The organism is Bosea sp. AS-1, from assembly GCF_002220095.1.
GTDB lineage: Bacteria > Pseudomonadota > Alphaproteobacteria > Rhizobiales > Beijerinckiaceae > Allobosea.
The window spans coordinates 4253374-4273773 of the sequence record NZ_CP022372.1 but is presented as its reverse complement, the minus strand read 5'-3'; the positions used below and the strand labels follow the sequence as shown (position 1 = coordinate 4273773).

Annotated in this window: 22 protein-coding genes; 4 read left to right on the top strand and 18 right to left on the bottom strand. The window is 67.0% G+C overall.

The window, feature by feature from the left end; genetic code table 11:
* Window positions 1–24 precede the first annotated feature (24 nt).
* On the bottom strand, window positions 25–675 hold the full coding sequence (locus tag CE453_RS22125) for a glutathione S-transferase family protein (protein WP_089176528.1): 651 nt from the start codon (window positions 673–675) through the stop codon (window positions 25–27).
* Window positions 672–1172, bottom strand: a complete 501-nt coding sequence (locus tag CE453_RS22120) for a MarR family winged helix-turn-helix transcriptional regulator (RefSeq protein ID WP_248307837.1) — start codon at window positions 1170–1172, stop codon at window positions 672–674. Before CE453_RS22120 ends, CE453_RS22125 begins: the two co-directional genes overlap by 4 nt.
* Window positions 1173–1338: 166 nt before the next feature.
* Between CE453_RS22120 and ispH the strand changes: the two genes are divergently transcribed.
* The 3 genes from ispH to rnhA are packed head-to-tail and all read left to right on the top strand — an operon-like array spanning window position 1339 to window position 3742.
* Window positions 1339–2310: a 4-hydroxy-3-methylbut-2-enyl diphosphate reductase gene (gene ispH / locus CE453_RS22115; protein ID WP_198302179.1), complete on the top strand. Its 972-nt coding sequence runs from the start codon at window positions 1339–1341 to the stop codon at window positions 2308–2310.
* A 23-nt stretch (window positions 2311–2333) separates the two neighbouring features.
* Window positions 2334–3299: a homoserine kinase gene (locus tag CE453_RS22110; protein ID WP_089176527.1), complete on the top strand. Its 966-nt coding sequence runs from the start codon at window positions 2334–2336 to the stop codon at window positions 3297–3299.
* The gene (gene rnhA, locus CE453_RS22105) at window positions 3296–3742 is read left to right on the top strand and encodes a ribonuclease HI (protein WP_089176526.1); all 447 of its coding nucleotides are present in this window, start codon (window positions 3296–3298) and stop codon (window positions 3740–3742) included. Before CE453_RS22110 ends, rnhA begins: the two co-directional genes overlap by 4 nt.
* A gap of 58 nt (window positions 3743–3800) precedes the next feature.
* Here rnhA and CE453_RS22100 read toward each other — a convergent pair whose 3' ends face one another.
* The 6 genes from CE453_RS22100 to CE453_RS22075 form a co-directional block, all read right to left on the bottom strand.
* Window positions 3801–4382: a hypothetical protein gene (locus CE453_RS22100; protein ID WP_157733145.1), complete on the bottom strand. Its 582-nt coding sequence runs from the start codon at window positions 4380–4382 to the stop codon at window positions 3801–3803.
* A gap of 178 nt (window positions 4383–4560) precedes the next feature.
* A complete protein-coding gene (locus CE453_RS22095; RefSeq protein WP_089176524.1) occupies window positions 4561–5139 on the bottom strand; it encodes a hypothetical protein in 579 nt (192 codons plus the stop codon).
* Between the two features lie 740 nt (window positions 5140–5879).
* The gene (locus CE453_RS22090) at window positions 5880–6902 is read right to left on the bottom strand and encodes an LLM class flavin-dependent oxidoreductase (protein ID WP_089176523.1); all 1023 of its coding nucleotides are present in this window, start codon (window positions 6900–6902) and stop codon (window positions 5880–5882) included.
* 191 nt (window positions 6903–7093) lie between these two features.
* Window positions 7094–7543: a GNAT family N-acetyltransferase gene (locus CE453_RS22085; protein WP_089176522.1), complete on the bottom strand. Its 450-nt coding sequence runs from the start codon at window positions 7541–7543 to the stop codon at window positions 7094–7096.
* 148 nt (window positions 7544–7691) lie between these two features.
* Complete coding sequence (locus CE453_RS22080) at window positions 7692–8177, bottom strand: peroxiredoxin (RefSeq protein ID WP_089176521.1); 486 nt, start codon at window positions 8175–8177, stop codon at window positions 7692–7694.
* 133 nt (window positions 8178–8310) lie between these two features.
* A complete protein-coding gene (locus CE453_RS22075; protein ID WP_157733144.1) occupies window positions 8311–9174 on the bottom strand; it encodes a protein-disulfide reductase DsbD domain-containing protein in 864 nt (287 codons plus the stop codon).
* 219 nt (window positions 9175–9393) lie between these two features.
* On the opposite strand from CE453_RS22075, the gene CE453_RS22070 reads away from it, so the two are divergent.
* On the top strand, window positions 9394–10005 hold the full coding sequence (locus CE453_RS22070; protein WP_089176519.1) for a YqgE/AlgH family protein: 612 nt from the start codon (window positions 9394–9396) through the stop codon (window positions 10003–10005).
* 24 nt (window positions 10006–10029) lie between these two features.
* On the opposite strand, the gene CE453_RS22065 is transcribed toward CE453_RS22070, so the two are convergent.
* From CE453_RS22065 to CE453_RS22025, 10 genes are all read right to left on the bottom strand, one after another.
* Window positions 10030–12951 carry an EAL domain-containing protein gene (locus tag CE453_RS22065; RefSeq protein WP_248308148.1) on the bottom strand — a complete coding sequence of 974 codons (2922 nt, stop codon included), beginning with the start codon at window positions 12949–12951 and terminating at the stop codon, window positions 10030–10032.
* A gap of 95 nt (window positions 12952–13046) precedes the next feature.
* On the bottom strand, window positions 13047–13646 hold the full coding sequence (locus CE453_RS22060) for a GNAT family N-acetyltransferase (protein ID WP_089176517.1): 600 nt from the start codon (window positions 13644–13646) through the stop codon (window positions 13047–13049).
* Window positions 13647–13652: 6 nt separating this feature from the next.
* Complete coding sequence (locus CE453_RS22055; RefSeq protein ID WP_248308147.1) at window positions 13653–14960, bottom strand: M16 family metallopeptidase; 1308 nt, start codon at window positions 14958–14960, stop codon at window positions 13653–13655.
* A 29-nt stretch (window positions 14961–14989) separates the two neighbouring features.
* Complete coding sequence (gene thrC, locus CE453_RS22050) at window positions 14990–16405, bottom strand: threonine synthase (RefSeq protein ID WP_089176516.1); 1416 nt, start codon at window positions 16403–16405, stop codon at window positions 14990–14992.
* A 130-nt stretch (window positions 16406–16535) separates the two neighbouring features.
* Window positions 16536–17294 carry an SURF1 family protein gene (locus CE453_RS22045; RefSeq protein ID WP_089176515.1) on the bottom strand — a complete coding sequence of 253 codons (759 nt, stop codon included), beginning with the start codon at window positions 17292–17294 and terminating at the stop codon, window positions 16536–16538.
* 2 nt (window positions 17295–17296) lie between these two features.
* Entirely contained in the window at window positions 17297–17671 is a 375-nt protein-coding gene (locus tag CE453_RS22040) for a DUF983 domain-containing protein (RefSeq protein ID WP_089176514.1), read from the bottom strand.
* A gap of 74 nt (window positions 17672–17745) precedes the next feature.
* Window positions 17746–18609: a cytochrome c oxidase subunit 3 gene (locus CE453_RS22035; RefSeq protein ID WP_089176513.1), complete on the bottom strand. Its 864-nt coding sequence runs from the start codon at window positions 18607–18609 to the stop codon at window positions 17746–17748.
* Window positions 18610–18662: 53 nt separating this feature from the next.
* Complete coding sequence (locus CE453_RS22030) at window positions 18663–19274, bottom strand: cytochrome c oxidase assembly protein (protein ID WP_089176512.1); 612 nt, start codon at window positions 19272–19274, stop codon at window positions 18663–18665.
* Entirely contained in the window at window positions 19274–19447 is a 174-nt protein-coding gene (locus CE453_RS28745; RefSeq protein ID WP_157733143.1) for a hypothetical protein, read from the bottom strand. Before CE453_RS28745 ends, CE453_RS22030 begins: the two co-directional genes overlap by 1 nt.
* Window positions 19444–20391 carry a heme o synthase gene (locus CE453_RS22025; protein ID WP_089176511.1) on the bottom strand — a complete coding sequence of 316 codons (948 nt, stop codon included), beginning with the start codon at window positions 20389–20391 and terminating at the stop codon, window positions 19444–19446. The genes CE453_RS28745 and CE453_RS22025 overlap by 4 nt, the downstream gene beginning before the upstream one ends.
* Between the last annotated feature and the right edge of the window lie 9 nt (window positions 20392–20400).

Sequence of the window (20400 nt, the reverse complement as noted above, 5' to 3'; positions counted from 1 at the left end):
ATGCATCACCCGGCGCCGATGGCCTCAGGCGGCCGGGGCATTCTCGCGGAAAGGCTTCATCTGCGCTTCCAGCGCGCGCTGGAAGGCGGGGCGAGCGATGCAGCGCGCGCGGTAGGCTTCGAGCCGCGGGAACCGTGCCAGAATGTCGTCCGGCACGTCGCGCAGCACGCTTGCCATCAGCAGGTCACCGGCCGTGAACCGGCCTTCGAGATACGTCTTGTCGCCGAGCCAGGCTTCGAGCTGCTGCAGCCGCTTCTCGACCATCGCGACGATCTGGGGCCTGCGCTCCACCGTCCAGGCCTCGCCCTTGTGGAAGATGTCGGTCAGGGCGAGCTGGCCGACCTGCGGCTCGATCGAGTTGAGCGCGGCCAGGATCCAGGTCGCGACCCGGGCGCGGCCGGCCTCGTCGGCGGGTGCCAGCGTCTCCGACTGGCGCGAGAGATAGAGCACGATCGCGCCGGATTCGAACAGCTCGACCTCTCCGTCGCGGAAGGCCGGCACCTGCCCGAAAGGCTGCCAGGCGCGATAGCTGTCGGACGCCTGGTCGGCCGGTCCGATCAGCGCCGCCTCATAGGGCAGCCCGGCCTCCTCCAAGGCCCAGCGCACCCTGAGATCGCGGACGTGCCCCTGAGCGAAGGAGGGGACCCAGCGGAAGGCGGAAAGGCGGATCGTCATGGTGTATCCTCCGGTTGGTTTGGGTCGGGAGCCGCCCCCTGCCATGCGGCGAGAGTTTCGAGCCCGGTCCGCAGCTGCGGCGCGTCGGGATCGATCAGGCTTGCTTCCAATGCGGCGTGCTGCGCGTGCCAGACCGGCAGGGCGGCGAGCAGGCGGGCATGCCCCGCCGCGGTCAGTGTGATGCGGCGCGCGCGCCGGTCTTCCGGATCGGGCATGACGGCGGCGAGCCCTTCCCGCACCAGCGGCTTCAGCGCCGCGGTGAGCGTGGTGCGATCCGTGCCCAGCAGCTTCGCCACTGCCCCGATCACGGGCGGTTCCGGCCGGTTGAGCGACATCAACAGCGAGAACTGCTCGTTGGTCAGGCCGTGAGGACGCAGCGCCTCGTCGAAGCGCCGGGCCAGCACCCGCGCCGCACGCTGCACATACAGGCACAGGCAGTGGTCGCGCACATGCAGGGTGGTCTGGAACGGAACGGTGGGGGTGTCGCTTCGCATCATCTTACTGTGTTGATATCAACCTATAAGTCAATGCATGCCGGCGCTTCCTTGACATCGCCGCGATCCCGCCGAAAGAAGACGCAGGTTGGAGCATCGGACGGAAGCGTGGAATCCACGTCCCGGACAGATCCGATGTCGGAATGAAGAACCGGAGATTTCCCAGGACGTGACCAAGCCGCCGCTCGACATCCTGCTCTGTGCCCCGCGCGGCTTCTGCGCCGGGGTCGTGCGTGCCATCGACGCCGTCGAGAAGGCGCTCTCGCTGCATGGTGCGCCGGTCTATGTCCGCCACGAGATCGTGCATAACAAATACGTGGTCGAGTCCCTCAAGCGGAAGGGCGCTGTCTTCGTCGCGGAGCTCGACGAGGTGCCGGACGAGACGCGGCCGGTGATCTTCTCGGCCCATGGCGTTGCCAAGGCGGTGCCGGCTGCGGCCAAGGCGCGCAATCTTTTCGCCATCGATGCGACCTGCCCGCTGGTGACCAAGGTGCATCGCGAGGCCGAGCTGCATCACAAGCGCGGCCGCCACATCCTGCTCGTCGGCCATGCCGGCCACCCGGAGGTGATCGGCACCATGGGGCAGCTCCCGGACGGCGCCATCACCTTGATCGAGACGCTCGCCGACGTTGCAGCGCTTGAGCCGCCGCCGGGCGCGGCGCTCGCCTATGTCACGCAGACGACACTTTCGGTCGACGACACCCGGGGGATCGTCGAGGCCCTGCAGGCCCGCTTCCCGGAGCTGATCGCGCCGCACAAGGAAGACATCTGCTATGCTACGACCAACCGCCAGGAGGCGGTGAAGCGTGTCGCGCCGCTGGTAGACGGGCTGATCGTCGTCGGCTCGCCCAATTCCTCGAACTCGCAGCGCCTGCGTGAGGTCGCCGAGCGCGCCGGCTGCCCGGTGGCGCGCCTCGTGCTGCGCACCGACGAGATCGACTGGTCGGTCTTCGGCAATCTGCGCAGCCTCGGCATCACCGCCGGTGCCAGCGCGCCGGAGGTGCTGGTCGAGGAGATCATCGACGCCTTCGCCGAGCGCTACGACGTCCGCGTCGAGACGGTGTCGACCGCGAGCGAGGACGTGTTCTTCCCGCTGCCGCGCGAATTGCGCGGCGATGCGGCGCCGGCCGCGGCCGAATAAACCGAACCAGAAAGCGACCGATCTTGGCCGTCTATACCGAAGTGCCCGATGACGAGATGGCCGCTTATGTGGCGCGCTACGGCATCGGCGATCTCCTCTCCGCCAAGGGCATTGCCGAGGGCGTCGAGAACTCGAACTACCTGCTGCGCACCACGCAGGGCTCCTACATCCTCACCCTGTACGAGAAGCGGGTTAACCCGGACGATCTGCCCTTCTTCCTCGGGCTGATGCAGCATCTCGCCTCCCGTGGCCTGATCTGCCCGCAGCCGGTCGAGGACAGCCGCGGCGAGATGCTCGGCCGCCTCGCCGGGCGGCCCGCCGCCATCGTCACCTTCCTCGACGGCCTCTCGGTGCGTCGGCCGACGGCCGCGCATTGCCAGGAGCTCGGCAGAGGGCTGGCGCAGCTCCATGCCGCCGGTGCCGATTTCGCCATGGAGCGCGTCAATGCGCTTTCCGTGCCGGGCTGGCGCCCGCTCGCCGAACAGGCCGGGGCCGATGCCGACAAGGTCTCGCCCGGCCTCGCGCATCGCGTCGCCGCCGAGATCGGGGTTCACGAGGCGAGCTGGCCACAAGGGCTGCCGCGCGGTGTCATCCACGCCGATCTCTTCCCCAACAACGTCTTCTTCCTCGGGGACCGGCTCTCGGGGCTGATCGACTTCTACTTCGCCTGCACCGACGCTTTCGCCTACGACCTCGCCATCTGCCTGAACTCCTGGTGCTTCGAGGCCGACAGTTCTTTCAACCTGACTAAGGGCCAGGCCCTGCTGGCGGGCTATGAGAGCGTCCGTCCTCTGGAAGCCGCCGAGGTCGAGGCGCTGCCGCAGCTCTGCCGCGGCTCGGCGCTGCGCTTCCTGCTGACCCGCCTCGTCGACTGGCTGAACGTGCCGCCTGGTGCGCTGGTCAAGCCGCATGACCCGCTCGAATACGACCGCAAGCTCGTCTTCCACCAGCGCGTTGCGGACGCCCGCGAATACGGGCTGAAGCGGTGAGCGGCACTGTCGAGGTCTGGACGGACGGCGCGTGCTCCGGAAACCCTGGTCCCGGCGGCTGGGGCGCGATCCTCTCCTATAATGGCGTGGAGAAGGAGCTCTCCGGCGGCGAGGCCCAGACCACCAATAACCGCATGGAGTTGATGGCGGCGATATCGGCACTGGAAGCGCTGAAGCGGCCGGTCACGGTCGCGTTGCACACCGACAGCCAGTATCTGCGCCAGGGCATCACCGGCTGGATCCATGGCTGGAAGAAGAACGGCTGGAAGACGGCCGACAGGAAGCCGGTGAAGAACGCCGAGCTCTGGCAGCGCCTCGAGGCGGCGCTGGGCCGCCACAAGATCGAGTGGAAATGGGTCAAGGGCCACGCTGGCGACGAGATGAACGAGCGCGCCGACGCGCTGGCGCGGGCGGGCATGGCGCTGTTCAAGCCGGGGCGGTAGGGTGGATCGGAGTTGCCGCCCGCCCGCGATGCGGGCAGGCGGTCGCCGCAAGCCGGAGCTACTGGAGGACGATGTAGAAAGCCTCGGCGAGGCTTAGATCGACCATCTCGCCGCGCCTGAACTTGCGCAGTTCCGCCTTCACGACCGGGTCGGTCACGGTCAGGGAGCGCGGCCCGAACGGTCCGACATAGTGGACCATGCCGTTCTCGGCATCGAACCGCTCGAACTTGGCCGTCAGTGTCAGCGACCGCACGACGTACTTGTCCGGCAGGTTCTGGAAGGCCGGGGCGCTCGCTGCCTCCGTATAGGTGATGCCCGGCTTGGAACCTCGCCGCGGACGACGAACGCCGACGATCACGCCCTCGACCCGGCTGATCTGAACGGTATCGCCCTCCCGAAGATTCTCGAGATTGCCGAAGACCGGCGGAACGTCGACGAGCCATCTGTAGCCGTTCTGCTCGACGATCACCGAACGGTTGGGGCGATCTATCGATATAACCCGAACGCTGAGCCGCTCGATCTCAACTGGGCCGACGCCGGCAACGACCACGGTTTCACTTGTCGTGATTGGGGCGGTAGCGCAGCCGGTTGCTCCCAAGGCGAGAGCGACAGCGAAAAACGGGCCAATGAACTTCGACATGGAAATCTCCTCCATTAGGAAAAAACTGTGTCAAAATGCGCTTCGTTCGAGGCTGCGCATGCAGCGGATCCGCTCCTTTCGATGCTTTCCTTGAGATCGTTCGATCAGCCCAGGTGCTGCGTACTCCTATGGGAAGAGCCGGCGACGGCCAGCTTTGTGCCGTGGGGCAGGTCGCAGTCTAGGGGCAGATATCCCAGAAGCCCTGGGTTCGTTGCGGGTTGGTGTAATACCAGCAATAACCCGGTGCCGGGGCGCGGGAATTGGCGTAGGCCGTCGCAGCGGCGGCCGTGACGAAACCGATGGCCGCGCCGGAAACCACGGCCATCCCCGGGTGCCACCAATACGATGGCGGGCGCGCCCAGGGCCGGACGGGAACGGGCCGGTAGCCGGGTCGATAGCCCGGCCGGACCACCGCGGCGCCCCGGCCGGCGACGACGTTGCCTCTGGGGCCGCGAGCGACATAGCCCCCACCCGCCACGATACCACCTCGCGGTCCGCGCGCGGCGGTGCCCCGTCGCGCGACGGCCCCGCCGCGCGGACCGACTGCTATGCCGCGGCCCATGACGGCACGTTGTTGAACCGTCTCGATGAAGCTCGGTGCGATGATCTGCATCCCGGATGCCACCGCTGCACCCGCCGAGACCTGCGACGTTGCAAGCGGAGACAAGAGCAGGGCGGCGAAGATCTTGCTGAGAAATCCCAGCGGCCAGCTTCGAAGGCGGGAGAATGGGGATGGCTTCTGGCAGAGCGACTGCATCTTGGTTCTCCTTCGATCGGGAGTTGACTTGTCGTCATGCTTAGTCGGCTCGGAGTATCGACGCTTGTCGCGGCAGTTGGCAAGGGCGGCGAGGCTGAGATCGGGCCGGCAAGGGATATGCCCCTTTCTGAGTGATGCACGAGGCCGAAACCGCAGCCGCGTGGGCGGAACCGGATGCAATCCTTGCGGATAAGCGCGGCCTGCAGTTTTCAAGAACACCGATAAGAGGAGCCCACGGGGCGTACGGATGGTGGTTCAATCCATCCGCGCCGCATTCTGGCTCAATGGAAGCGGCACGATACCCACCGCTCCTCGCGGCGCTCCGCTGTCCCTCTCTGATGAACGAATGCGGAAACGTGGGTGAAATTGGTACTGCTTGGAATAGGCACCGAGCGTGGCGTGGTTTGGCCGCTGTTGTCGCGGGCGAAATAGGTGTTTATGCGAAGCTTTTCGCCTTAAAATTGTGGAACGAACCTAAGTGCTTTTCGGACGTTGCTTCACCCAGGCTAAAAATATGTCGGGGCTGAGGCTATGCTTGCGCATGATACGCTGTTCGTTCTTGTCAGCACCGGAATGATCGTCATGACGGTGGTGGGCTGGCGGATCGGGCGGATCATGTCGCCGCGCCCGAAAATGCTTCGCGATGCAGCAGCGCGTGAGGCGCAACCCTGCGAAAAGCCGTAGCGGACGGCGAGCCCGTGCGGTTTCCCGCTCGGGCTCGCTATGGACGCGGATCTGCTTCAGCGCCAGCCGAGCGCTGGCGCGACATGCTTCAGGATCGCCTCGATCACATGCGCGTTGTAGTCGACGCCGAGCTGGTTCGGCACCGTCAGCAGCAGCGTATCGGCTTCGGCGATCGCCTCGTCCCGCGCCAGTTCCTCGACCAGCTTGTCCGGCTCGGCCGCATAGCTGCGGCCGAAGATGGCACGGGTGGTCTCATCGATGAAGCCGATGGAATCGTCGCTCTGGTTGCCGCGGCCGAAATAGGCCCGGTCGCGGTCGTCGACCAGCGCGAAGATGCTGCGGCTCACCGAGACGCGCGGCTCGCGCGCGTGCCCCGCCTCCTTCCAGGCCTCGCGATAAGCCCGGATCTGCTTTGCCTGCTGGATGTGGAAGGGCTCTCCGGTCTCGTCGTTCTTCAGTGTCGAGCTCTGCAGGTTCATGCCCTTCTGCGCTGCCCAGACGGCGGTGGCGTCGGAGGAGGCACCCCACCAGATCCGCTCGCGCAGGCCCTCGGAATACGGCTCGGGCCGGAGCAGCCCCGGCGGATTGGGAAACATCGGGCGCGGGTTGGGCTCGGCAAAGCCCTGGCCCTTGAGCACGTCGAGGAAGACCTCGGCATGGCGCCGCGCCATGTCGGCGTCGCTCTGGCCCTCGGCCGGTTCGTAGCCGAAATAGCGCCAGCCATCGATCACCTGCTCGGGCGAGCCCCGGCTGATGCCGAGCTGCAGCCGCCCGCCGGAGATGAGGTCGGCCGCGCCGGCATCCTCCGCCATGTAGAGCGGGTTCTCGTAGCGCATGTCGATCACGGCCGTGCCGATCTCGATGCGCTTCGTCCGGGCGCCGATGGCGGCGAGCAGCGGAAAGGGCGAGGCGAGCTGCCGCGCGAAGTGATGCACGCGGACATAGGCGCCGTCGGCGCCGAGCTCTTCGGCCGCGACGGCGAGGTCGATCGATTGCAGCAGCGCGTCGCCGCCCGAGCGCGTGCCGGATTGCGGGGAGGGCGTCCAGTGCCCGAACGAGAGGAAGCCGATCTTCTTCATGGCACGCCTATGGCTGATCGCGGCGGCGCCGCGTTCCGGAAGGATGCTTCCCGCGGCCCGGCTGGCAGCGGACCATCGGAAAGCTGTGTCCCCCATATAGGTGCCCAATGAAGGCTCAGGATTGCGCCGATGCAAGCGCAACCCTGCGCCGATGCAGGCCGGGCCGGCTCTGCCGCGCTATGCGACGCGGCTCAGCCGAGCGGCTGCCGGTAGACGATGAAGCCGGATTTGTCGGCGACCTTGTCGTAGAGCGCCTGTCCCTGCAGGTTGGTCTCATGCGTCTGCCAGTAGACGCGGAAGCAGTTCTTCTCCCGCGCCATCCGGTTCACCGCTTCGATCAGCTTGCGTCCGACGCCGGCGCCGCGCGCCTCGGGAACCGTGAACAGGTCCTGCAGATAGCAGATGTTGCGCTCGTTCCAGGTCGAGCGGTGGATCACCCAGTGGGTCATGCCGATCGCCTGTCCGTCGCGCTCGGCGATGAAGCCGCCCATCGGCTCATGGCCACCCGTCAGCCGGCCGAAGGTGGTCTCGTCCAGCTCGGGCGGCAGCGTTGCCTTGTAGAAGGTGAGGTAACCGTGCCAGAGCGGCGTCCAGGCGGCGCGGTCGGCAGCGGTGAGCGGGCGGATAGTGATTTCGGACATCGGCTTCTTCCTCCGAGGGGGAAGCTAGCGGCCGATGGCGGCCTTGTCTCATGACAAGCCGCAATGGAAAGGATCACGCGAAACGGGCACGAAAAACGAAAAACCCGCGCGGATCCCGCGCGGGTTTGGCAATGTGCTGCGGCTCGGCTCAGAGCTGGCCGAGCATCGCCTCGGCGCCGGAAGCCTCGGCCTTGCCGGCGGCTTCCTCGACATTCAGCTCCTTCACCACGCCGTCCTCGACGAGCATCGAGTAGCGCTGCGAGCGGGTGCCGAGGCCGAAGCCGGAGCCGTCCATCGACAGGCCGATCTCCTTGGCGAAATCGGCATTGCCGTCGGCGAGAAACTCGATCACGCCGGCGCCGCCGGTGGCCTTCGACCAGGCATCCATCACGAACACGTCGTTGGTCGAGGTCACCATGAGGGCGTCGACGCCCTTGGCCTTGATCTCGGCCGCCTTGTTGACATAGCCGGGCAGATGGTTGCGGTGGCAGGTCGGGGTGAAGGCGCCGGGCACGGCGAAGAGCACGACCTTCTTGCCCTTGAACAATTCGTCGGTCGTCTTGGCGGCCGGGCCTTCGGCGGTCATGACCCGGAACGTCGCCTGCGGAAGCTTGTCGCCAACCTTGATGGTCATGAGCCTGTTCTCCATGAAGCCTGCGGCGCGCGTGCCGCACAGAACACGCGCCAATGAGATTGCGATGCAATCTGATCGGATCACGCGGTCTCGATCAATATCCGAGAGACGGATCCGTCTCTCGCCGCAGGACTTACGGCTTGGCGACGGGGATGTCGAGTTCGAGCCGGGTCTCGACCGGCTTCGGTGCGCCGCGCACGGTGAAGATCAGCGGGATCGGCCCGGCGGTGCCCTTGGGCCGCTCGTTGATCCGGATCTGGGCCGTGACGAGCCCGTCGGGCTGTGGCGTCAGATGCGTTTTGCCGAACGACCACATGCCCGGCCCCTCGACGAAAATGTCCTCGACCTTGCCCTCCGGTGGGACCTGCAGCGTGAGCTTCAGGCCGGGATCGACGACGGTGTCGTCGAGCTTGGCTTCGAGGATCGCGAGCTTCGCATTGTGCGGCCCGGGTTTCACCGGGACGGGGACGCGGGCTTCGTAGCTTTCCAGTCGCTGTGAGGTCACGGTCGTCACGCCCGGCTCCAGCCACAGGCTCGCTTCGCCCTTGGCGGGGATGCAGATCTTTTCGCAGACCGCATAATCGAGCTTGAGCATCACCATGACCGGCCGCGACGGGTCGACCGGCTGCACCGAGACCGGAATCACGACCTCGCCGACATAGCCGATCGAATAGCCGGCCGAATCCTGGAAGCGCTCCGGCACTGGCCAGCGCACGTCGAGCCCGCCGATATTGGTCGAGCCGGTCCAGTCGAAGGCGGGCGGGACGCCGAACTGGCCGGGGCTGCGCCAATAGGTCTTGTAGCCCGGCGACATCACGATCTCGACGCCGACGCGCTGCTTGCCGGTCGGCGTGGTCGGTCCCGCGATGAGCCGCAGCTTCGCGTGTTCGGTGATCGACCACGGCGAGGTCGCGGCTTCGTTCGCCGTTTCCTGGGCGTGGGCCGCGGCTCCGAACGCGAGGTAGCCGATGGCCAGCAGGGACAAAATTCGTTTCACCGCCCTGCCTTATCGATTGCCACGCCGAAAAGCGAACAAAACCTCTGTCCCTCACGCAAATGCGACGGTGCCGCGCCGCGAGAACCGTCGGCCGGAAAATCGTGCCCTCAAAATCCTGCCCCTGCGAAATCTTGCCCATGAATGGGGCACAATCGCGGTGCCGGCTTTTTGTGCCGGTCCCGGTTTCCCGTCCGCGGCAAAGTGATCTAGCATGCCGGCATGAAGATCGGCTCACAATCGAAGCAGAGCAGCCGCAGCTATCTCGACGGGCAGTGCCTGATCGCGATGCCCGGCATGGCGGATACACGCTTCAGCCGCAGCGTCGTCTATGTCTGCGCCCATTCCGAGGACGGGGCGATGGGCATCATCGTCAACAAGCCGGCGGCGGATACGAAGTTCCCGGACCTCCTCGTCCAGCTCGACGTGATTCCATCCGAGGAGATCATTCGCCTGCCGAGCCGGGCCGAGAAGATGCAGGTGCTGCGCGGCGGCCCGGTCGAGACCAAGCGCGGTTTCGTCTTGCACACTGCCGACTTTTTCCTGGAATCGGCGACCCTGCCGATCGACGACGGCATCTGCCTGACCGCGACGCTGGACATCCTGCGCGCCATCGCGGTCGGCACCGGGCCTGAGAACGCGGTTCTGGCGCTGGGCTATGCCGGCTGGGCGGCGGGTCAGCTCGAAGCCGAGATCCAGTCAAATGGCTGGCTGCACTGCGAGGCCGACCCGGCGCTGCTCTTCGACGAGAGCGTCGACACCAAGTACCAGCGGGCGCTGAACAAGATCGGCATCGACCCGGCGTTTCTGTCGCGCGACGCGGGCCACGCCTGAAGCCTTCTTCCCGAGCGGAAAAGGCTACGCCGCCTCGGTCGCCGCTGCCGTCGCGCCCATCAGGCGCCGTGCTTCCGCCGCCGTCATCGGCTGGCCGAAGATGTAGCCCTGCGCGTACTGGCAGCCGAGCTGGTAGAGCTCGATCGCGTCGGACTCGCTCTCCGCCCCTTCCGCGACCACGTCCATATTGAGGTCGGCCGCGAGCTGCACGATCGAACGCAGGATCACCGGCGGGCGGCCATTGCCCATCTGGCGCACGAAGCTCTGGTCGATCTTGATCGTGTCGAAGGGGAAGCGCTGCAGATAGGACAACGAGGAATAGCCCGTGCCAAAATCGTCGAGCGAGAGGCCGGCACCGAGATCGCGGATGCGTTGCAGCATCTGCGCGGCATATTCCGGGTTTTCCATCACCAGGCTCTCGGTGATCTCGAGCTTGAGCGTGCCGGGCAGGACGCGCCGGCGTCCGAGCACGGTCTTCACGTCGTGCAGCAGGTCGTGGCGCAGGAGCTGGCGGCTCGAGACGTTGACGCTGGCGAAGATCGGCGGATCGACTTCGAGTGCTGCCTGCCAGGCCTCGAGCTCGCGCGCCGTCTTGTCCATCACATAGATGCCGAGATCGACGATCAGCCCGGTCTCCTCGGCGATGGCGAGGAAGTCCTGCGGCATCAGCCGGCCTTCGCGCGGATGGTCCCAGCGCACCAGCGCCTCGAAACCGGCGATGGTCCTGTCCTCCAGCCTGACGATCGGCTGGTACATCACCTGGATCTCGTTGCGCTCGATCGCCTTGCGCAGATCGCTTTCCAGCGCGAGCCGGTCGTTGCGGTCGGTCCGCATCGCCGGCACGAACACCTCGATCCGGTTGCCGCCCTGGCGCTTGGCATGGGCCATGGCGAGCTCGGCGTTCTTGAGCGCATCCTCCTTGCGAGAGGCTGGGGCGGGGTCGAACAATGCGAGCCCGATCGAGGGCGTCAGCACGATCTCGCGCTCGGCGAAGGTGATCGGCGTCGAGACGGCCCGGCGCACCAGTTCGGCCAGCGCCAGGATACGCTCCGGATCGCGCTCCGAGACGAGGATCATCGCGAAGGTGTCGCCGCCGATGCGCGCCAGCGTGTCCTGTGCGCGCAGCAGCCGGCCAAGCCGGCGCGCCAGCGTCAGCAGGATCGAATCGCCGGCAGAGAAGCCGACCGATTCGTTGACCTGCTTGAAACGGTCGACATCGATCACGAGCACCGTCGGGCGGATCGTATCGTCGGCGCGGGTGAAGCCGAAGATCGCGCCGAGACGGTCCTGGAACAGCTTGCGGTTGGGCAGGCCGGTCAGGTTGTCGTGCACGGCGTCGTGCAGCATCCGCTCCTGCGCCGTGCGCTGGTCGGTGACATCGGCGAGCGTGCCGATGACGCGGATGACCTCGCCGTCCGAGCCGATGACCGGCCGGGCCTTGATGTTGAGCCAGTGATAGGCGCCGTTGGCGGCGCGCAGGCGCACATCGAGATTGAGCTTGCCGCGCCGCTGCTCCAGCATCGCGTCGAGCGTGACGCGATAGCGGTCGCGGTCGGCGACGTGCATGTGTTCGAGCCAGCGCGCAGCCGAGCCTTCGAGCGCGCCCTTGGGCAGGCCGAGCAGGGCCTCGATCTGCGGCGAGACGAAGATCTTGTCGGCGCTGACGTCCCAGTCGAAGACGAGGTCGCCGGAGCCGGAAAGAGCGAGCGCCCGCCGCTCGGTGTCGGACACCAGCCCCTGCGAGATCGCGCCGCCCGCGAAAGCATGCTGGATCACGGTGAAGCCGATCAGCAGCACGATCAGCACGAGGCCGCCCAGCAAGGCCGGCGCAACCAGGTCGCGCTGAAACTGCCCGGTCACGGTGAAGCCGGCCGCCGTGACCCAGACCGCGAGCAGGAACCAGGTCGGGATCAGCATCACCGCCCGCTCATAGCCATGCGTGGCCAGATGCACGACCAGCACGAAGCCGACCGCCGCGACTGCCGCAATCGAGATGCGCGCGATGCCCGACGCCATCGGCGCGTCGAAGACGGCAAGGCCGACAAGTCCGGCAAGGCCCAGAATCCAGATCGCGGTGACATGGCCATAGCGCACATGCCAGCGCGAAAGATTGAGATAGGCGAAGAGAAACACGAGCAGCGTCGCGGCCAGCACGACCTCCGCGCCGGCCCGGTATATGCGCTCGATCTGCGGCGTTAGCGGGAAGAGCCGCTGGAAGAAGCCGAAATCGAGCCCGGCATAGGCCAGAACCGCCCAGGCCAGCGCCGCCGCAGCCGGGAAGATCACCGCGCCCTTGACCACGAAGATGATGGTCAGGAACAGCGCCAAAAGGCCGGCGATGCCGATGATGATGCCCTTGTAGAGCGTCAGCCCGTTGGTCTTCTGGCGGTAGGCCTCCGGCTCGTAGAGATAGAGCTGGGGCAGGTTGGGCGATTTCAGCTCGGCCACGAAGGTGACGGTCGTGCCGGGATCGAGCGTGATCAGGAAGACGTCGGCATCGGGGCTGGCCTCGCGGTCGGGCGAGAGACCCTGGCTCGCGGTCACGGCTTCGATGCGCTTGTCGCCGAGATCGGGCCAGATCACGCCCGAACCGATCAGCCGGTGGAAGGGGGCGACCAGCAGGCGGTCGATCTGCTCGTCCGAATCATTGGTGAGTGCGAAGACGATCCAGTCGGGCCTTGCCCCGGCCTCGCGCGCCTTCACCGCGATGCGCCGGACGATGCCGTCCGGCCCTGGCGCGGTCGAGATCTGGATGACGTCGCCGTCGGATTTGTTGCGCTCGACGATGTTGGTCAGGTCGATGACGGGGGCGTCGATCGGGACGCGGACGGCCTCCACGGCGTTCGCCGGTCCGACGGCGGCACAGCAGAACCACAGGATCAGGCCGGCGACGGCAAGGCCGATCCGGAGAATTCGCTCGGAAATGGACAAGCTGAGCTCGGCTATCAGGCGGGATAAGATCGTTCGACGTTTAAGCAAAAGTCCTATCGGCCGCTCGTGGCAAGGGCAAGGCAAAGCGCGCCTGCCGTCCACCGTGGCGGTCATGGGGTTTCCCCCGGTAGGCGGTCGGTGGAGAGAGCGGCATAGAGCAGATGGTCGGCCCAGACCCCGTTGATCTTGAGATAGGCCCGCGCCAGCCCCTCATGCTTGAAGCCGACGCGTTCCAGCAGGCGGCGCGACGGCTCGTTGTTCGGCAGGCATGCGGCCTCGACGCGATGGAGCGCGAGTTCCGAGAAAGCGAAGCGCAGCGCCCCGCGCACGGCCTCGGTCATATGGCCCTTGCCGGCATGGCGCTGGCCCATCCAGTAGCCGAGGGTGCAGGCCTGGGCGACGCCGCGCCGGATCAGCCCCAGCGTCAGGCCGCCGAGCAGGGCCTCGCTGTGGCTGTCGAAGACGAAGAGCGAATAGGCCTCGTCGGTGGAGATCTCGCGCGCGGCGCGCTTGGTCCGCAGCCGGAAGGCGTTGCGGGTCAGGTCGTCCTCGCTCCAGGTCGGTTCCCAGGGGGTCAGGAAGGCGCGGCTTTCCATGCGCAGTACCGCCCAGGCCGAATAGTCGTCGAGCGAGGGCGCGCGCAGATAGAGATTCGGCGTCCGGATCAACGGGCGGCTCTGCGGCTCGCTGGGGAAGCGGAAGAGCGCCATCGCCGGTCAGTCCGCCGCTCGCGCCGCCTGACGGAGCCGCTTCGCCGGCGGCAGTCCCTGGATCGGTCCGATCGCCGCGATCGTCGGCTGATGGCCGAGCAGCGAGCGGCCGGCGGCGCGCACGTCCGCGAGCGTCACCGCGTCGAGCCTTGCCGCCAGTTCCTCGCGCGGGATCGCCCGGCCGAAGAGCAGCACCTGCCGCGCCATCTGCTCGAGCTTGCCGCCCGGGCTTTCGAGCGAGGCCAGGAGGCCGACCTTCATCTGGGCGCGGGCGCGGGCGACCTCGACCTCGCTGACATCCTCCGCCGCCTGACGCAGGCAGCCGAGCGCGACCTCGATCAGCTCGTTCGCGTCCTCCGGGGCGGTGCCGGCACCGATGCCGAAGACGCCGCAATCGGAGAAGGGCCAGTGGAACGCATCGATGGCATAGGCGAGGCCACGCTGTTCGCGCACCTCCTGGAACAGCCGCGACGACAGCCCGCCGCCGAGAACGGAGGCGAAGATCTGCAGCGGGTAATGCGCGCCCTGCGCGAAAGGCAGGCCGGGCAGGCCGAGCACGAGGTGCACCTGCTCCTCCCTGCTGCCGATCCGGGCCTCGCCGCCGCGGTATTCGCCGGGCTCCCGGACGAGTGGCGCAGCCGGCTGGGCCGGCAGGCCAGCCAGATGCTGGCGGGCAAGCGCGACGAGCTCCTTGTGATCGACAGCCCCCGACGCTGCCAGAACCATGTTGCCGGCGTGGTAGTTGCGGGCGAGATAGGCGCGGATCGCTTCCGGCGTGAAACCCTTCACCGTCTTCGCCGTGCCGAGGATCGGCCGGCCGATCGGCTGGTCCGGGAAAGCGGCCTGCAGGAAGCGGTCATAGACGAGATCGTCCGGCGTATCCTGCACCGCCGAGATCTCCTGCAGGATCACGCCTTTCTCGCGCTTCAGCTCCTCGTCGGTCAGGGCCGGCGAGGTGATGATGTCGGCGAGGATATCGACCGCGAGGCTGAGATCGGCGCCGAGCACGCGGGCGGTGTAGCAGGTGTATTCGACGCTGGTCGCGGCATTGAGATCGCCGCCGACGCTTTCGATCTCCTCGGCGATCTGCAGCGCGTTGCGCCTGGCCGTGCCCTTGAAGGCCATGTGCTCGAGCAGATGGGCGAGGCCGTGCTCATGCGGCAGCTCGTCGCGCGAGCCGGCCCCGATCCAGATGCCGAGCGAGACCGTCGCCGCATGGTCCATGTGCTGCGAGACGATGCGCAGGCCCGACGGCAGCGTGGTCAGGTCGACGTCGGGATCATGCGCGCCGCGCTTCTCGTCCGGCGCCGCGATCTCGGCCGTGTCGGCGGGCCCGGCGACGCTCACGCCGCCGCTCCTCGCACGGCGCGGGCATGCTCCCGCACGAACTTTTCGACGGCGGCGAGGTCGTTGGGCAGTTCGGTGACTCGTTCCTTGCGCTCCATCAGGTCGGCGAGATGAGCGGGGAGGGCGGGTTCGACGTCGCAAGCGGCCTTCACGGCCGCCGGGAATTTCGCCGGATGGGCCGTGCCGAGCACGACCATCGGCGTCGCGGGATCGCGCGCGAGCTTCTGCCGGGCGGCGCCGATGCCGATGGCGGTGTGCGGATCGGCGAGGTAGCCGCTTTCGTTCCAGGTCTCGCGGATTTCGGCCGCGACCTCGGCCTCGCTGAGCGCCGTGGCATCGAATTCCGAACGGATGCGGGCGAGCGGTTCGGGCGCGAGCTCGAAGCGGCCGGACTGCTGCAGCGACTGCATCAGCCGGCGCACGGCGGCACCGTCGCGTTCATGCGCCTCGAATAGCAGTCGCTCGAAATTGGAGGAGATCTGGATGTCCATCGAAGGCGAGGTGGTCGCGGCGACGCCACGCATCTCGTAGACGCCGCTCGACAGCGTGCGGGTCAGGATGTCGTTGCTGTTGGTCGCGATGGTCAGCCGCTCGATCGGCAGCCCCATCCGTTTGGCAACCCAACCGGCGAGGATGTCGCCGAAATTGCCGGTCGGCACCGCGAAGGAGACCTTGCGCCCAGGGCCGCCGAGCGAGACGGCCGCGGTGAAATAGTAGACCACCTGTGCCGCGATGCGCGCCCAGTTGATCGAGTTGACGCCGGAAAGTCCGATCTCGTCGCGGAAGGCGTGATGATTGAACATCGCCTTCACTAGGTTCTGGCAATCGTCGAAAGTGCCTTCGACAGCGATGGCGTGGACGTTGTCCGCGTCGACTGTGGTCATCTGCCGGCGCTGCACGTCGGAGACGCGGCCCTGCGGGTAGAGGATGAAGACGTCGACGCTCTTCAGTCCCTTGAAGGCGTCGATCGCCGCGCCGCCCGTGTCGCCGGAGGTCGCGCCGACGATGGTGGCGCGCTGGCCGCGCTGGCCCAGCACATGGTCCATCAGCCGGCCGAGCAGCTGCATCGCCACGTCCTTGAAGGCGAGCGTCGGGCCGTGGAACAGCTCCAGCACGAACAGGTTGTCGCCGATCTGGGTCAGCGGGCAGACGGCAGGGTGCCGGAACGTTGCATAGGCCTCGTGGATCATCCGGCCGAGTGCCTGCGGCTCGACATCGCCGTCGCTCAGTGCACCGAGGATGCGCTCGGCCACTGTTGCATAGGGCTGGCCGGCAAAGCCCGCGATCTCGGCCTTGTCCAACGTGGGCCAGCTCTGCGGCAGGTAGAGGCCGCCATCGCGGGCGAGCCCGGTCAGCAGCGCGTCGGAAAAGCTGAGCGCCGGGGCTTCGCCCCGGGTGGAGACATGCAGCACGATGTTGGCCTCGATGGTCTGAGCCTGATGCTATAGGCCGGTCCGGCGCTTTCGGCAAAACCGTTTGACCAGCCCCTGGAAATGCCGCCGACTCAGGTCCCCTGAGGGCGGGCTTGCGAGCGTCGGCAGCTCAGGCCGTCTCCATGCCTTTACGCGACTGCCGGACATAGGCCACGAACACGCCGATCAGCGTCAGCGCCAGCCCGAACCAGGTCAGGGCATATTGCAGGTGGTTGTCGGGGATGCGCGCGATCAGTTCGCGCACATCGACGCCCGCCGGCGGCGTCAGCCCGTCGCCCTCACGCTGGGCTTCCAGATAGAAGGGCGCGGGCGGCAGCTTGAGCGAGGCGGCGATCGCGGCGGGGTCGCGCGTGTAGAACTCGCGGATCGCCGGCAGATCCTCCGGCGTGAAGGCGTTGCGCGTTTCCGGCGCGCGCAGGAAGCCGGCGACCGTCCCCGGCCCCGAAGCCGGGCTGATCTGGCCGAGCTTGCTTTCCGGCACGAAGCCGCGATTGACCAGGATGACACCGCCATCCTCCAGCCTGAAGCCCTGGAAGATCCAGCGGCCGAAGCCGGAGAGCTGGCGCGTGCCGGGCGGTCCCGAGGCGATGGTCGTGCGCACGCCGGCGACATGGTCGTCGATATAGCTGCCTCTGGCGACGACATGGGTCAGGTCGAGCGCGGCGGCATCGAGCTTCGTCCAGTCGGCGCTCGGCGGCATCGGGGTCGGCGCCCCGGCCGCCTGCGTTTCGAGCCGTTCGATATAGGCGTGCTTCTCCTGCATCCGCTCGAGCTGCCAGACACCGAGCCCGCAGAGCACGATCGCGCCCAGGACGGTTAGCAGCGCCGGCACGAGCAGGCCGGGTCTCTTTGCCTTGGCTGGCGGCATGGTCACTTTTCGCGTCTGCCTTCCTCGGCCTTGTTGGCGTATTGCAGGGCGACCGCGAGCCCCTTCATCGGCCGCAGCAGCGCCAGGCAAACGATGATGGCGAGCGGCAGCCAGATGGCGAGATGCAGCCAGATCGGTGGCTCATAGGCGATCTCGACATAGAGCGCCGCGCCCAGCACGAGGAAGCCCGCGATCAGCATGATGAACACGGCCGGCCCGTCGGCGGAATCGGCGAACTTGTAGTCGAGGCCGCAGGCGCTGCAGCGCGGCTTGAGCTTCAGGAAGCCGTCGAACAGGGCGCCCTCGCCGCAGCGGGGGCAGCGTCCGGCGAGGCCCGTCTTGTAGGGAGACGGAAGGGAGGGGTGGTTTTCGGACATCGGACCTCCTGAACGGAAAAGGCGGCCTCGCGGCCGCCTTTCGTCAGCGCGACCGTGGGGCGCGCGGCGGCCGGTCAGTGACCGGCGGCGGTGTGAGCGCCTGCGCCCCAGACATAGATCGAGGCGAACAGGAACAGCCAGACCACGTCGACGAAATGCCAGTACCAGGCGGCGAATTCGAAGCCGAGATGCTGCTTCGGCGTGAAGTGGCCGAGATAGGCGCGATACAGGCAGACCGCCAGGAAGATCGTCCCGATGATCACATGCGCGCCGTGGAAGCCGGTCGCCATGAAGAAGGTCGCGCCGTAGATGTTGCCGCTGAAGGCGAAGGCGGCGTGCGAATACTCGTAGGCCTGGCACAGCGTGAACAGGATGCCGAGGATCACGGTCAGCCACAGGCCCTGCTTCAGGCCCGCCCGGTCGTTGTTGATCAGGGCGTAGTGGGCCCAGGTCACGGTCGTGCCCGAGGTCAGCAGGATCAGCGTGTTGAGCAGCGGGAGGTGCCAGGGATCGAAGGTCTCGATGCCCTTCGGCGGCCAGACGCCGCCGGTGAACTCGTAGCGGAGGAAGTTGATCTTCTCGTAGGAGAACAGGCTGGCGTCGAAATAGGCCCAGAACCAGGCGACGAAGAACATCACCTCGGAGGCGATGAACATGATCATGCCGTAGCGGTGGTGGATCTGCACGACGCGGGTGTGATGACCCTCGCGCTCCGCCTCGCGGATCACGTCCATCCACCAGGACAGCATGGTGTAGAGCACGCCGAGCAGGCCGACGCCGAAGACCAGCGGGCCCAGATGCATGCCGCCGATCGGCAGCGTCTTCATCCACATCACGGCGCCGATTGCCATGATGGTCGCGCTGGTCGCACCGACGAGCGGCCACGGGCTCGGATCGACGAGGTGGTAATCGTGGTGCTTCGTATGGGCCCCGGCCATCGTATTCGGTCTCCGCGTGCGTCTTCTTGTCAGCGCTTCGTATGAAGGCGCTTTTACAGTTTCGGGTTCTTCGCGTCACCCTTGGCGGTGCTGGCCTGGTCCTCGGCGACCGGCTGCCCCGCCTTGGAGGCGAAGTAGGTATAGGACAACGTGATGGCCTTGATGCCATCAAGCTCGCGATTCTGCGCGATTTCCGGGTCGATGTAGAAGACCACCGGCGCCTCGAAGCTCTCGCCCGGCTTCAGCGTGTGCTCCGTGAAGCAGAAGCACTGGATCTTGACGAAATAGGCCGCGCTCTGTTCGGGCGTGACGTTGTAGGTCGCGATGCCGGTCACGGTGCGATCGGACCGATTCGTCATCTTGTAGAACACGGTCTGGGTCACGCCGACCTGGGCGCTGATCTCGGGGCTTTCCGCCTCGAACTTCCAGCCGAGCCCGGGCGCGACATTGGCATCGAAGCGCACGGAGATGTGGCGGTCCAGCACCTTGCCGGTGGCGGCGGTGCCGACCTGCGGCGTGCCGCCGAAGCCCGTCGCCTTGCAGAACAGGTTGTAGAGCGGCACCGCGGCGAAGGAGAGGCCGAGCATGCCGAAGACGACGCCGGTGCAGATCAACGCGATGCGGGCCGACTTCGCGGCGGGGGGGCTGGCGGGCGGCTTCGTCATCACAGCGGCCGGTTCAGGATGGCCGGGCCGGTCTTCACCAGCGTGACCACGAAGAAGAAGATCACCAGCCCGCCCAGCACGAGCGCCAGCGCGATGGAGCGGCGACGGCGGCGGGCCATGTCCTCGGGCGAGAATGGCGCGGGCGCCTGCGGCTTGTTGTCGGGGCCGCTCATCCGATCACCCTCGGCAGTGCCCACATCAGGCCGAAGCCGTTCTCGACGAGCAGCACCGCGAAGAGCAGGAACAGGTAGAGGATCGAGAAACCGAACAGCGAATACGCCGCCTTGATCGCCGGAGGGCCTTCGGTCCGCCGCCAGACGCGGATCGCAAGCGCGATCATGGCGAGGCCGGTCGTGACGGAGACGATGAGATAGATCAGCCCGCCGAAGCCCATCAGCGCAGGCAGCACGGCAACGGGCGCCATGACCAGAGAATAGAGCACGATCTGCCGGCGCGTCGCGGCGGGGCCGGCGACATTCGGCATCATCGGGATGCCGGCGCGCGCATAGTCGCCGGACTTGACCAGCGCCAGCGCCCAGAAATGCGGCGGCGTCCACAGGAAGATGATCGCGAACAGCACCAGCGAGTGCCAGCCGAACTGGCCGGTCACCACCGCCTCGCCGATCATCGGCGGAAAGGCGCCGGCGGCGCCACCGATGACGATGTTCTGCGGCGTCCAGCGCTTCAGCCACATCGAGTAGACGACGGCGTAGAAGAAGATCGTGAAGGCGAGCATCGCCGCAGCCAGCGCATTGGCTATCAGTCCCAGCACCAGCACCGAGCCGATCGACAGCGTCAGCCCGAACGCGAGCGCCTCCGACGGCAGGATCCGGCCGGCCGGGATCGGGCGCTTGGCCGTGCGGCTCATCAGCGCGTCGATATCGGCGTCGTACCACATGTTGAGGCAGCCCGAGGCGCCGGCCCCGACCGCGATCGCCAGCAGCGCCGCCGCCGCCAGTACCGGATGCACGCTGCCCGGCGCGGTTGCCATGCCGGTCAGCGCCGTCACGACGACGAGCGACATCACCCGCGGCTTCAGCAGCGCAAAGAAGTCGCGTGCCTCGCCTGTGGAGGCGGTCATGGCGACCTCGGAGCGGGTTTCGAACGCAGCGGACATCAGTCGATC

Coding starts and splice junctions, on each gene's coding strand:
- CE453_RS22025 (WP_089176511.1), bottom strand. CDS start 20,391: ATGTCCGCTGCGTTCGAAACCCGCTCCGAGGTCGCCATGACCGCCTCC.
- CE453_RS22080 (WP_089176521.1), bottom strand. CDS start 8,177: ATGACCATCAAGGTTGGCGACAAGCTTCCGCAGGCGACGTTCCGGGTC.
- CE453_RS22095 (WP_089176524.1), bottom strand. CDS start 5,139: ATGCAGTCGCTCTGCCAGAAGCCATCCCCATTCTCCCGCCTTCGAAGC.
- CE453_RS22070 (WP_089176519.1), top strand. CDS start 9,394: ATGAAGATCGGCTCACAATCGAAGCAGAGCAGCCGCAGCTATCTCGAC.
- CE453_RS22090 (WP_089176523.1), bottom strand. CDS start 6,902: ATGAAGAAGATCGGCTTCCTCTCGTTCGGGCACTGGACGCCCTCCCCG.
- CE453_RS22120 (WP_248307837.1), bottom strand. CDS start 1,172: ATGATGCGAAGCGACACCCCCACCGTTCCGTTCCAGACCACCCTGCAT.
- CE453_RS22040 (WP_089176514.1), bottom strand. CDS start 17,671: ATGTCCGAAAACCACCCCTCCCTTCCGTCTCCCTACAAGACGGGCCTC.
- CE453_RS22100 (WP_157733145.1), bottom strand. CDS start 4,382: ATGTCGAAGTTCATTGGCCCGTTTTTCGCTGTCGCTCTCGCCTTGGGA.
- CE453_RS22035 (WP_089176513.1), bottom strand. CDS start 18,609: ATGGCCGGGGCCCATACGAAGCACCACGATTACCACCTCGTCGATCCG.
- CE453_RS22060 (WP_089176517.1), bottom strand. CDS start 13,646: ATGGCGCTCTTCCGCTTCCCCAGCGAGCCGCAGAGCCGCCCGTTGATC.
- CE453_RS22045 (WP_089176515.1), bottom strand. CDS start 17,294: ATGCCGCCAGCCAAGGCAAAGAGACCCGGCCTGCTCGTGCCGGCGCTG.
- CE453_RS22085 (WP_089176522.1), bottom strand. CDS start 7,543: ATGTCCGAAATCACTATCCGCCCGCTCACCGCTGCCGACCGCGCCGCC.
- CE453_RS28745 (WP_157733143.1), bottom strand. CDS start 19,447: ATGAGCGGCCCCGACAACAAGCCGCAGGCGCCCGCGCCATTCTCGCCC.
- CE453_RS22030 (WP_089176512.1), bottom strand. CDS start 19,274: ATGACGAAGCCGCCCGCCAGCCCCCCCGCCGCGAAGTCGGCCCGCATC.
- CE453_RS22125 (WP_089176528.1), bottom strand. CDS start 675: ATGACGATCCGCCTTTCCGCCTTCCGCTGGGTCCCCTCCTTCGCTCAG.